The following is an 11,777-nucleotide window of genomic DNA, read 5'->3' as shown; positions in this document are numbered from 1 at the left end:
CAACATTCCGCTCTTGGCGCTGCGCGCCGGGCCGCTGGGCCACGGCTACCTGCGCCGCAGGGTACCTGCGACGCGGTCGGTAGCCTCCGCGAGTGCCGTTGATCTCGTCGATCCCGAGCCCTTCCGACGGGGTGATCGACATCGGCATCTCGCTGCATGTGTACGGCGTGCTGCTGGCGATCGGCGTGGTCGTGGCGTCGACGATCGCGGAACGGCGATGGAAGCGGTGGGGTCACGATCCCCACGACTTTCAGAGCATCGTGGTGGTCGTCGTCATCTGCGGCCTGATCGGCGCGCGCCTGTACCACGTGGCGACCGACTACCAGCTCTTTGAGGGTGACTGGCTGCGCGTCGTCGAGATCTGGAAGGGCGGACTGTCGATCTGGGGTGTCGTCATCGGCGGCATGATCGGCGTGATCGTGATGTGCCGCGTCAAGGGCTACGACGCGCTCGGATTGATGGACGCCATCGTGCCAGGGTTGGCTGTCGCACAGGCGATCGGCCGGTTTGGCAACTGGTTCAACCAGGAGCTCTTCGGCGAGCCGACCACGTTGCCGTGGGGCCTCGAGATCGATCGAGCCAACCGGCCGGAAGGGTTCGAGAGCTTCGCCACGTTCCACCCGACGTTCCTCTACGAGTCGCTGTACATCGTCGTCCTGATCGTGGTGCTGCTCAAGGTGGAGCAGCGGGTCCGTCTCAAGCGCGGCCAGCTCAGTGCGTTGTACGCGATGGGCTACACGTTCGGCCGCTTCTTCCTGGAGCACCTACGCATCGACGACGCCAACCTCATCCTCGGCTTCCGCGTGAACGCCTGGGTGAGCGCCGCGGCGTTCGCGGCCGGCGGCGCATGGTTCTGGTGGCTGGCGCGGCATTCCAGCGTCGACGAGGGGAAGTACGCCATTTCGGGGACGGCCCGGGTCGCCGCGTAGCGTACGAGTCACCGGGAATGGGAACGGAGCAGACGTGACCACCACCACCCCCACGCAAGCAACCGGCACCGCCGCGCGAGCGATCGACGCGTCGAAGATTTACGGCAGTGGCGAAGCGGCGGTGCGCGCGCTCGACGGCATCAACGTCGCGTTCGAGCGCCATCGCTACACGGCGATCATGGGCCCTTCCGGCTCCGGCAAGTCGACGCTGCTCCACTGTCTCGCCGGCCTCGATCGCGTGACCTCCGGCCAGATCTTCCTCGGCGACATCGAGATCAGCGCCAGCTCCGAGAAGAAGCTCACGCTCGTCCGGCGTGACCGCATCGGGTTCGTGTTCCAGGCCTACAACCTCATTCCCACGCTCACCGCGGCCGAGAACCTCACCCTTCCGCTTGCGCTTGCCGGCAAGAAGCCGGAGCCGGAGCACTACGACCGAGTGGTGGACACGCTGCGCCTCCGCGACCGGTTGACACACAAGCCCAGCGAGCTGTCGGGCGGGCAGCAACAGCGCGTGGCCGTAGGCCGTGCGCTGATGAGCAAGCCCGAGATCGTGTTCGCCGACGAACCCACCGGCAACCTCGACTCCAAGTCGAGTGCCGAGATCCTCAACTACATGCGAACGGCCGTCACCGATCTCGGCCAGACGATCGTGATGGTCACGCACGACCCGACCGCGGCCAGCTACTCCGACCGCGTCGTGTTCCTCGGCGACGGTCAGATCGTCGACGACCTGGTCGGCGGGAGCACCGACGCCATCATCGACAAGATGAAGGGTCTCGGGGCCTGAGCCCGAGGTAGTCACCGAATGCTGCGCGTCACGATCAAGAACCTGTTCGCGAGGAAGTTCCGTCTCGTCCTCACCTCGATCGCCGTCATCCTCGGCGTCGCGTTCATGGCCGGCACATTCGTGCTCACCGACACTCTCGGCAACGTGTTCGATGGCCTGTTCGCTGACGTGAACCGGGGCGTCGACGTCGCGCTGCGCGGCAAAGAGCCGTTCAAGGAGACAGCTGGCGGACCGGGGACGCAGGTGGTGCGCGAGCCGCTCGATGCGACTGTCCTGGACTCGGTCGAGGCGGTCGAAGGCGTCGCCATCGCCGAAGGCTCAGTGGGTGGTTTGATCGAGGTCGTCAAGCTCCAGAACGGCAAGCCGTCGGAGGCCATATCGCACGGTCAGGCGCCGACACTCGGAGTCACCTGGGGTCCGCATCGCGGGTTGAACCGAGCCATTGGTGGCGACGGCCGACCCGAGGTCGGACGACGACCAAGTGCTCCGGGCGAGGTCGCACTCGACGAAGTGACCGCCACCGATGCCGGAATCAGCCCGCAGGACGTTCGCCGGTGTGTCCGCACCGAGCAATGTCGGCAAGCTCGAGTGCAAGTCATACCGCTCAGTCAGCACCCACCCGAGATCGTTGACGTGGTTGCGATCTTCAGGTTCGGGACGGTCGGCAACCTCGCAGGCGCGACGTTGGCGGCCTTCGACGTCGAGGTAGCGCAGGGGCTGCTGAACAAGGAAGGCCGGTTCGACGAGATCCACGTCAAAGCCGAGCCAGGTGTCTCGGATCTCCAGTTGCGCGACCGGATCCGTACTTCACTTGCGAACGAAGGTGTGTCAGGTGTCGAGGTGCTCACCGGCGAGCAGCTCGCGACGGACCAGTCCGACGAGATTCGTCAAGGTTTGAGTTTCTTCAGCATCTTCCTGCTCGTCTTCGCGGTGATCGCGCTCTTCGTCGGGGCGTTCATCATCTACAACACCTTCTCCATCGTCGTTGCCCAACGAACCCATGAACTCGGCTTGTTGCGTGGCCTCGGTGCATCGGGACGGCAGGTGATGGGCTCGGTCGCGATCGAGGCCCTCATCATCGGCCTGTTCTCGTCGATCGTCGGTCTGGCGGCCGGTGTAGGTGTGGCGATCGGCCTTCAGGAGCTGTTGAAGGCCTTCGACGTACAGCTGCCGTCCGGCGACACGGTGATCCTCGGGCGCACCATCATCATCTCGCTCGTGGTCGGAACACTCGTGACCTTCGTGTCGGCTCTCTCCCCGGCACGACGCGCCGCCGCGGTCTCGCCCGTCGCCGCGATGCAAGCCGATACGGCCCCGCCGAGCTCGGGTAGCCGCCGTTACTCGGTTGGCGGGTTCGTCACGATCCTCGGCTTTGTGTTGTTGTTGGTGGGCCTGTTCGCCGGCGTCGAGGGTTTCCCCGGTGGTGCCGCGGCGCTCGTGGGCTTGGCGTCGGCCATGGTGTTCGTCGGCGTCGCGATGTTGAGCCCGCTCCTTGCGTCGCCGGCTGCGCGGACGTTGGGGTGGCTCCCGGCGCGGTTCCGCGGGATGGGCGGCTTGTTGGCACGGGAGAACGCGAGCCGCAATCCGCGGCGCACAGCCACGACCGCGGCTGCGCTCATGGTGGGGATCTCGCTGATGACCCTGGTGGCGATCCTTGGCTCGTCGATCAAGGCCACGCTCGACGACGTGCTCTCATCGGACTTCAAGGCCGAGTTCGTCTTGAGCACGAAGAACTTCACGCCGTTGAGCCCCGAAGCTGCAACCGCGGTACGGGATGTCCTCCCCGACGCGCACGTGACCGAGTTCCGATTCGGCAACTTCGAGCTCGCCGGCGAGACGAAGGCAGTGATGGGTACGTCACCCAACCTCGGCTCGTCCATCGACGTGCATCCCGAGCCCGGTGCGATGCAGACCTTCCGACAATCCGGCGGCATGCTCGTCTTCGAGGACGCCTTCAAGGAGCTACCCAAACGCCAGCGCGCCTCGAGGACCTTGGAGGTCCGGTTCGGCGCGACGGGTGAGCAGAGCATCCCGATCGCGGGCGTCTTCGCAGAGAAAGACGCGATCGGCAACGACTACCTGCTCGCGATGCCCGACTTCGAGGCGAACTTCACCGACCAGCTCGACGTCTTCGTCGCGATCAAGGTCGCAGCCGACACATCGTTGAGACGGGCCGCCACCACGATCGACCAGGCGATCGAACCCTTCCCGAGTGTTCAAGCCCAGGATCAAGAGGAGTTCAAGGAGACGCAGGAGCAACAGGTCGGACAGTTCCTGAACCTCATCTACGTGCTCCTCGGGCTCGCCGTGGGCATCGCGGTCCTTGGCATCGCGAACACATTGGCCCTCTCCATCTACGAGCGCACTCGCGAGATCGGTCTGCTCCGTGCCGTGGGAATGGCGCGAGCTCAGGTGAGGACGATGATCCGTTATGAGTCGATCATCATCGCGGTCTTCGGATCGGCGCTCGGTGTCAGCCTTGGTCTCGTGCTCGGGCGCGCGCTCATCGGAGCGCTCGAGAGTGAAGGCATTCACTTCGCACTCTCCCCGAGCTCGCTCGTCCAACTCGTGCTCCTCGGCGCCTTCGCCGGTTGGTGGGCATCGGTCGGTCCCGCGCGGCGCGCGGCTCGCCTCGACGTGCTCGAGGCCATCCAGTCCCAGTGAGGTCGCGGATCAGCGGCTCGTAGTATCGACAGCGTGATCTCGGCCGACGAGGTGCAAGGCGCGCTCGCGTCACTGCTTCGGCCGCGCGACCCGAACACACAGATCACCGTGCTGGGTGCTGGGAGCGATGATCTCGGACCCGGGCGCGCGTATCTGCGTGCTTTGGCCGATGGTGGGTGGGCGGTGCCGACGTGGCCGGTTGAGTACGGCGGCCGTGGGGTGTCCCCGGCCGAAGCCGCGATCGTGGCGCGCGAGCTCGCAGGCTTCGAGCAACCGGATCTGTACCCGTTCCTCGTGGGGTTGAGCGTGGTGGCCCCGACGCTGCTGACGGCCGCCACACCCAAGCAGTGCGCGCGCTGGCTGCCGCTGATCCGGTCGGGAGACGAGATCTGGTGTCAGCTCTTCTCCGAGCCGAGCGCCGGCTCCGATCTCGCCAACGTCTCGACGCGCGCGGAGCGCGACGGCGACGTGTGGCGTGTCACCGGCCAGAAGGTGTGGAGCAGCCGTGCCCACTATGCGCACCGTGGGTTCCTCCTCGCGCGCAGCGACCCGTCGGTGTCGAAGCACGCCGGGATCACGGCGTTCGCCCTCGACATGCAGGCACCGGGCGTGGATGTGCGGCCGCTGCGGCAGATGAACGGTGATGCGCATTTCAGCGAGGTGTTCCTCGACGGCGCGGTGGTCGTCGACTCGGACCGGATCGGCGATGTCGGCGGTGGATGGGGAGTCACCCGTACGGCGCTGGCCAACGAACGCGGCGCGGTGGGCGCGGTGGGGACGGGGATGGGCGCGCCGGGTGAGCGTCTCCTGGACCTGTGTGCCGAGCGCGCGTCCAGTTTTGGGTCTGTCGAGCGCGACCGCGTGATTGGCGTCCGCATTGTCAGCGAAGTCAACCGGCTTACCATGCGCCGGGCGCGGGACGCCGCCAAGACCGGGCGCACACCCGGGCCCGAAGGATCGGGGGCCAAGCTGCGCGGCGCCGCCCTGCTCAAGAACACCGCAGACACCGCGCTCTCGCTCCTCGGTCCGGAAGGTGTGGTGGGTGACGGGGAATGGCAGACGCTGTTCCTGACCGCGCCGTCCATCTCGATCCGTGGTGGCACCGACGAGATTCAGCGCAACATCGTGGGCGAGCGCGTGCTTGGCCTGCCGCCGGAGCCCCGGGTCGACGTGGACCGGCCATGGGACGAGATCCCACACTGAGGAAGGACAGCGAGTGAGCGAAGCACTGGTGGTGCTCGACATCGCCGAAAACGGCGTTGCGCACCTCACCTTGAACCGGCCCGACGCGGCGAACGCGATCAACCTCGACCTGGCGCGCGCTCTGGCCGAAGCCGCATCGAAGCTCGCCGACTCGAAGGACGCGCGCGCCGTATTGCTGAGCGGGCGCGGCGACCGCTTCTGCGGGGGCGGCGATGTGCGCGCGTTTGCCACGGCCACAGGCCAAGGCGGCGCCCTTCCGAAGCGGCTGACCGGGATCGTCGGTGCACTCCACGAGGCGATCGAAGCGTTCGATCGGCTCGACGCGCCGATCGTGTCCGCGGTACAGGGCAGCGCGGCTGGCGCGGGGCTTTCGCTCGTCGCGCTGTCCGATCTCGTCATCGCGGCGCGGTCAGCGAAGTTCGTCATGGCCTACACCGCGATCGGACTCACCCCTGACGGTGGTTCCACCTGGTACCTGCCCCGAATCGTCGGCCTTCGCCGCGCCATTGAGCTCACACTCACGAACCGAGTCCTGAGCGCCGAAGAAGCGCGTGAGTGGGGTTTGGTGACCAGTGTGGTCCCCGACGACGCGCTTACTGCCGAGGCGGAGGCACTCGTCACCAAGTTGGCTGCCGGACCGACGCGTTCGTTTGGTGTTGCCAAGCGGCTGCTGCGCGGCTCTCTCGGTGCAGGTCTGCGCGACCAGCTCGCGAATGAGGAGAAGGAGCTCATCGCCGCCGGAGGCCGCGACGACGCGGAGGAGGGTGTGACCGCGTTCGTCGAGAAACGACCGCCGAGGTTCGGCGCCGGCTGACTCGCTGTCTATACCTGGCGGTCGCGACCAGCCCAGTACGGCTCGCGCAGCTCGCGCTTGAGGATCTTTCCCGACGGGTTGCGCGGCAGCATCTCGGCCCAGTCGACCGATGTCGGGCACTTGTAGTGCGCGAGCAGGTCACGGCACCACGTGATGACGTCGCTCTCGGTGACGTCGGCGTCGGCGCGCACGACGATGGCCTTCACGGCTTCGCCCCACCGGTCGTCGGGAACCCCGATCACCGCGGCGTCGGCGACGCCGGAGTGTGACATCAGCACGCTCTCGACCTCGGCCGGATACACGTTCTCGCCGCCCGAGATGATCATGTCCTTCACGCGGTCGGCGATGTACAGGTAGCCATCGGCGTCGAGGTAGCCGGCGTCCCCCGACTTGAACCATCCGTCCGGTGTGAGCGCGGCGGCCGATGCCTCGGGCATGTTCCAGTAGCCGACCATGTTCGCCGGTGACTTGATCCACACCTCGCCGATCTCGGTCGTCGGGAGGTCGTTGCCGACGTCATCGACGACGCGCAGCTCCACGCCGGGAATCGGGATCCCGGCGGCGCGCAGCCGGTGGCGGTTCGGTCCCTCGGGGTCGTGGTCCTCGGCCGGGAGCAACACCGCGGCGCCGTTGGTCTCGGTGAGCCCGTACGCCTGCACGAACTTGCAGCCGAAGCGCGCTCCTGACGCGACCAGAACTTCTTCGGAGATCGGCGACGCGCCGTAGAGGATGGTCCGAAGGCTGGAGAAGTCAGTCGACTCGACGCCCGGTGTCATGAGCAGGAACTGCAGTACTGCCGGGACGAACACCGAGTCCGTGATGCCGTAGCGCGGAATCGCATCGAGGATGGCCGGGAAGTCCACGTCGCGCAGCATCACGTTGCGCGCGCCGTTGTAGAGCCCGAAGAGCGCCCATCCCGCGCCGGCGACATGGAAGAGGGGCATCACCACGAGGCTCACCGTGTCGGGTCCGAGCCCGAGGACGTCGTTGGCCGCGGGCACGAGCCCGTGCAGTGCGGCGCCCGACAGCATTGCTCCCTTCGGCAAACCCGTTGTGCCAGATGTGTAGAACTGCAGCGCGACGTCGTCGCGCGCCAACTCGACACCTGGGTCGTCGGCTGGTTGTCGATCGCGCCACACCGCGTAGTCCTCGTGGCCCGGGTGCTCACCGAGCACCAGGATTCTCTTCACGGTGGTGAGATCGCCTTCGATCTTGTCGAGTACCGGGAGGAACTCTTGGCCGACGACGAGCACTTTCGCCTGGGCGTCGTTCACGATGTGCGCCACCTCGGGTGGTGCGAGGCGCCAGTTGACCGGGCACAGGACCGCGCCCACCTTCGCGGCTCCGAACATCAGCTCGAAGAGCTCGATTGCGTTCTTGTCGAGGATCGCGACGCGGTCGCCCGCCTGCACACCCTCCGCGAGCAGTCCGCGTGCGACCTGACTCGATATCGCGTCAAGCTCGCCGTAGGTGAGGTCGCGTTCCTCGAAGGTGAACGCGACCCGACCGCCGATCGTCGCCGCCTGCTCGCGGATCAACTGCGCCAGCGTGTCAGCCATGAAGTCCCCCGGTTGTCGGGATCAGTCTGTCGCTTCTTCGTCTCTCCGACTTCCCGCTCTCGGCGCCTTCGGCGCCGGGCCGCTCGGACCCCGGCTCGCTGCGGCCGCGGCGGCGTATGGCTTGCCATCCGCCGCCGCAGGAGACGGAGCCTGCGGAGTCGACCGGGCAGGCAGGGTACCTCTGCGCCGCAGTCGCTCGCCTCAGGACACCGGCGGACGGAGGTGGCGCCAAGGTCGAGCTGCCTCGAGCTGCGCGGCCACTCGGATGATCGTCGCCTCGGCGAGAGGGCGGCCGACGACCTGGACCGACACGGGCAGCCCGGCATCATCGAGTCCGGCCGGTACCGCGACCGCCGGCTGGCCCGTCATGTTCGCCATCGGGGTGAAGGCCACGAGCTTCATGAGCTCGAGCATCCCGGCGAAGTCCTCGTCGCCCATCGCCGCTTCACCAACGGGTGGCGGGGGCGCGGTCATCGTGGGAGTGAGCAAGACGTCGAAGCCCTCGAACCACTCGGCGAAGGTTCGCGTCACGCGCTGGATCTCGTTCTCCGCCACCATGAGGTCCTTCGCCGACATCCCCGCCGCGTACGCAAGCAGCGTCTGGTTCGTCGTGTCGAGCGTCTCGGTCGGCGGCAGGTCGAGACGCGCCGCGGTCGCGCTGGCCGGGACCAGCGCCAACGTGGTCACGTCGAGCTGTGGAAGCTCGACCTCCATGATTTCGTGGCCCTGCTCCTCGAGCAGGCTGAGCGTGGCGGTCACCGCCTCTCGCCACGCCGGTGCGACCACGGTGTCGGGGTCGACCGGTTTCGTGGTCCAGGCCACCCGCAATCGTGCCGGTGCTTGACGGGCGTCTTCGGCGAACGGGTGCTCCGGCGATGCGAGCTGCCACACGTCGCCCACGGCGGGTCCGGCCATCACGTCGAGCAGTGCGGCTGCATCTTCGACCGTGCGAGCGATTGGCCCGTTGGTCGCGTTCCAGCTCTGCGGACCAGGGGCCGAAGATACGCGCCCGCGCGACGGCTTGATCCCGAACACTCCACACCACGCCGACGGCACCCGGATCGACCCGCCGCCGTCGGACCCTTGCGCGACCGCTCCGAGACCGGCAGCCACCGCCGCCCCCGCGCCACCGGACGACCCTCCCGGTGTGCGCGAGGTGTCCCACGGGTTGCGCCCGGGTGGATAGGCGAGGGTCTGCGTCACCGCGCGCGCCCCGAACTCCGGCGTGTTGGTCTTCCCGAGGATGATGAAGCCGGCTCGTCGGATGCGAGCGACGACTTCTTCGTCACGGTCGGGGACGCGGTCGTGCCACTCCGCGGTGCCGTGGGTGGTCCGGATGCCGGCGGTGTCGTTGAGATCCTTGATCGAGATGGGGACGCCGAGGAACGGAGGCAAGTCAGCGCCGTCACCGGCCGCGGCCAGCTCCTTCTCGGCAAGCCGGGCTGCGTCACGTGCCTGGTCGCCCGCAACCGTGAGGAACGCGTCGAGCTGCGGGTTCAGCCGTTCGATGCGCTCGAGGTACAGCTCGACCAGATCGCTTGGTGAAACCTCACGTTGACGCACGAGTTCGCGCTGTTCGAGCGCGCTTGCGAACGCGAGGTCGTCGTCCATGCGTCCTCCCCGTCCGTTGGTCCGTCCTGTGAACGGAGGTTAACCTCAGCGCGCGATGACCGTCACCGCCGAAGGGCTCGTGAAGGAGCGCGTCGACCAGTTGCTCACGGGGCACGATCCGCGCACGTCGACGGACCACGAGTTCTGGGGCGCACAGTTCGACCTCGGGCTCGCATGGATCCACTTTCCCGAAGGCAAAGGCGGCCTCGGACTGGACCCGGGGTTCCAAGACCTCGTCGATCAACGGCTGATCGACGAGGGCGCGCCGATGAACCTCTTGCACAACATGATGGGTGTCGGCATGGCCGGACCCACGCTGATCGCGTTCGGTACCGAGGAGCAGCAGGCCCGCCTCTTGCGCCCCGCGTTCACGTGCGAGGAGATCTGGTGCCAGATGTTCAGCGAGCCGGGCGCAGGCTCCGACGTCGCGGCGTTGGCAACCCGCGCCGAGCGCGACGGTGACGAGTGGATCGTGAACGGTCAGAAGGTGTGGACGAGCATGGCCCACGTGTCGAGGTGGGGCCTGCTCCTGCTCCGCACCGACCCCGACGTGCCGAAGCACCAGGGCCTGTCGTACTTCTACATCGACATGCACCAGCAGGGCGTCGAGGTGCGCCCGTTGCGGCAGATGACCGGCGAGGCGGAGTTCAACGAGATCTTCTTCACCGACGCGCGCATCCCCGACTCCCAGCGCATCGGTCCGGTCGGTGAGGGTTGGAAGGTCGCGATCGCGACGCTCATGAACGAGCGCGTGATGCTCGGGCGGGTGGGCAAGCTCACGGGTCAGGAGGGCGGCGTGGTGCGTCACGCGATCAAGGTGTGGCACTCGTTGCCCGCCGAGGAGCGCGACGCAGCCCGTCGCGACGAGCTCGCCCGGCTCTGGATCGAGAGCGAGATCGTCCGGCTCACCATGAAGCGCGCCGAGGGCGCTCGCGCCGGTGGCACACCGGGCCCGGAAGGCTCGCTCGGCCGGCTCATGGTCAGCGAGCACCAGGCTCGTGTGTTCACCTTCATCGTGAACCTGCTCGGGCCGGAGGGGATGCTCATCTCCGACTACGAGATGCGCCGTCCCGACGTCATTGGTGAGGTGGCGCTCGGCGACGACGACAAGGTCGATCTCCAAAAGGCGTTCTTGAGCACGCGCGGCGGAACGATCGGTGGTGGCACGACGGAGATCTCCCGCAACATCGTCGGCGAGCGGGTGCTCGGCCTCCCGAAGGAACCCGCGCTCGACCGTGACCGCCCGTGGAGCGAGGTTCCCCGCTCGTGACCAAGCTCGGCTCCGACGACGTCCTGGTCGACGTCACCGACGGCGTCGCGACGATCACGCTCAACCGCCCCGACAAGCGCAACGCCATGACGCCGGCGATGGACCGGACGATGCGTGACTCGATCCGTGCGCTCGACGCCGATGACGCCGTGCGCGCCATCGTGATCACGGGTGCCGGCGACTCGTTCTGCTCGGGCATGGACATCTCGGCTGGTGCTGGCGCGTTCGACGCGGACGCGCAGGCGGCGCATGACGAGGCGGCCGGGTTCACGAGCGACACCATCCACGAGGCGTGGTCGCTCTGGAAGCTTCCAACGCCCACGATCTGCGCGATCAACGGCCACGCGATCGGCGCGGGCATGAGCTTCACGTTGCTGTTCGACATTCGGTATGTGGCCGAAGACGCCAAGCTGTCGTTCGTCTTCCCGCGCCGCGGACTCGTGAGCGAGGCGAACTCCAACTGGTTGTTGCCGCGCATGATCGGCGTGACGCGCGCACTCGAGCTCCTCTTGTCTGGCCGTACGTTCAGCGGTCGTGACGCCGCCGACTGGGGGATTGCGGCGCGGGCGTTCCCGAAGGACGACGTTCTGACGGCTGCGATCGACCTGGCGCGCGACATCGCGGCCAACACCGCGCCGGCGAGCGTGTCCATCATCAAGCGGCTTGTGTACGAGGGTCTCGACGGGACGGACCGCACGCAGTCGATGATCGACGAGACCAAGCTCACGTGGTGGAGCGGCCAGCAGCCCGACGCGATGGAAGGCGTCATGGCCTGGCTCGAGAAGCGCGACCCCAAGTGGACCGGCTCGAAGCACCCCGATCTCCCCGACGACCTCCGTTAGTCGGTCGCTAGGCCCGAAGCGAGCGGCCGCGCCGCAGGTATCCAGCGGGCTATTTGGGCTCCTTCGGGAGGCCGAGGACGCGTTCACCGATGATGTTG

The 11,777-nt window shown here is 67.3% G+C and carries 9 protein-coding genes; 7 read left to right on the top strand and 2 right to left on the bottom strand.

Features of this window, described 5'->3' with window-relative positions:
* The first annotated feature begins 92 nt into the window (after positions 1 to 92).
* The 5 genes from lgt to WEE69_11090 are packed head-to-tail and all read left to right on the top strand — an operon-like array spanning position 93 to position 6,397.
* Positions 93 to 929: a prolipoprotein diacylglyceryl transferase gene (gene lgt / locus WEE69_11110; protein MEX1145842.1), complete on the top strand. Its 837-nt coding sequence runs from the start codon at positions 93 to 95 to the stop codon at positions 927 to 929.
* Positions 930 to 963: 34 nt separating this feature from the next.
* Complete coding sequence (locus WEE69_11105; protein ID MEX1145841.1) at positions 964 to 1,716, top strand: ABC transporter ATP-binding protein; 753 nt, start codon at positions 964 to 966, stop codon at positions 1,714 to 1,716.
* Positions 1,717 to 1,734: 18 nt separating this feature from the next.
* The gene (locus tag WEE69_11100; GenBank protein ID MEX1145840.1) at positions 1,735 to 4,380 is read left to right on the top strand and encodes an ABC transporter permease; all 2,646 of its coding nucleotides are present in this window, start codon (positions 1,735 to 1,737) and stop codon (positions 4,378 to 4,380) included.
* A gap of 33 nt (positions 4,381 to 4,413) precedes the next feature.
* Entirely contained in the window at positions 4,414 to 5,583 is a 1,170-nt protein-coding gene (locus tag WEE69_11095; GenBank protein MEX1145839.1) for an acyl-CoA dehydrogenase family protein, read from the top strand.
* A 13-nt stretch (positions 5,584 to 5,596) separates the two neighbouring features.
* Positions 5,597 to 6,397 carry an enoyl-CoA hydratase-related protein gene (locus WEE69_11090; protein ID MEX1145838.1) on the top strand — a complete coding sequence of 267 codons (801 nt, stop codon included), beginning with the start codon at positions 5,597 to 5,599 and terminating at the stop codon, positions 6,395 to 6,397.
* Between the two features lie 8 nt (positions 6,398 to 6,405).
* Here the strand turns inward: WEE69_11090 and WEE69_11085 are convergent, their stop codons facing one another.
* On the bottom strand, positions 6,406 to 7,956 hold the full coding sequence (locus tag WEE69_11085) for a fatty acid--CoA ligase (protein ID MEX1145837.1): 1,551 nt from the start codon (positions 7,954 to 7,956) through the stop codon (positions 6,406 to 6,408).
* Between the two features lie 201 nt (positions 7,957 to 8,157).
* Entirely contained in the window at positions 8,158 to 9,567 is a 1,410-nt protein-coding gene (locus WEE69_11080; protein MEX1145836.1) for an amidase, read from the bottom strand.
* A 55-nt stretch (positions 9,568 to 9,622) separates the two neighbouring features.
* Here WEE69_11080 and WEE69_11075 point away from each other — a divergent pair, with 55 nt between their 5' ends.
* Positions 9,623 to 10,837, top strand: coding sequence for an acyl-CoA dehydrogenase family protein (locus tag WEE69_11075; GenBank protein ID MEX1145835.1), 1,215 nt, complete (start codon positions 9,623 to 9,625; stop codon positions 10,835 to 10,837).
* A complete protein-coding gene (locus tag WEE69_11070; protein MEX1145834.1) occupies positions 10,834 to 11,679 on the top strand; it encodes an enoyl-CoA hydratase-related protein in 846 nt (281 codons plus the stop codon). The genes WEE69_11075 and WEE69_11070 overlap by 4 nt, the downstream gene beginning before the upstream one ends.
* The last annotated feature ends 98 nt before the right edge of the window (positions 11,680 to 11,777 follow it).

The sequence above is a fragment of the Acidimicrobiia bacterium genome (assembly GCA_040881685.1).
Classification (GTDB): domain Bacteria; phylum Actinomycetota; class Acidimicrobiia; order IMCC26256; family PALSA-555; genus SHVJ01.
The sequence above is the reverse complement of the archived record's forward strand: the minus strand, read 5'-3'. Positions and strand labels throughout refer to the sequence as shown.

Coding starts and splice junctions, on each gene's coding strand:
- WEE69_11080 (MEX1145836.1), bottom strand. CDS start 9,567: ATGGACGACGACCTCGCGTTCGCAAGCGCGCTCGAACAGCGCGAACTC.
- WEE69_11085 (MEX1145837.1), bottom strand. CDS start 7,956: ATGGCTGACACGCTGGCGCAGTTGATCCGCGAGCAGGCGGCGACGATC.
- WEE69_11075 (MEX1145835.1), top strand. CDS start 9,623: ATGACCGTCACCGCCGAAGGGCTCGTGAAGGAGCGCGTCGACCAGTTG.
- WEE69_11100 (MEX1145840.1), top strand. CDS start 1,735: ATGCTGCGCGTCACGATCAAGAACCTGTTCGCGAGGAAGTTCCGTCTC.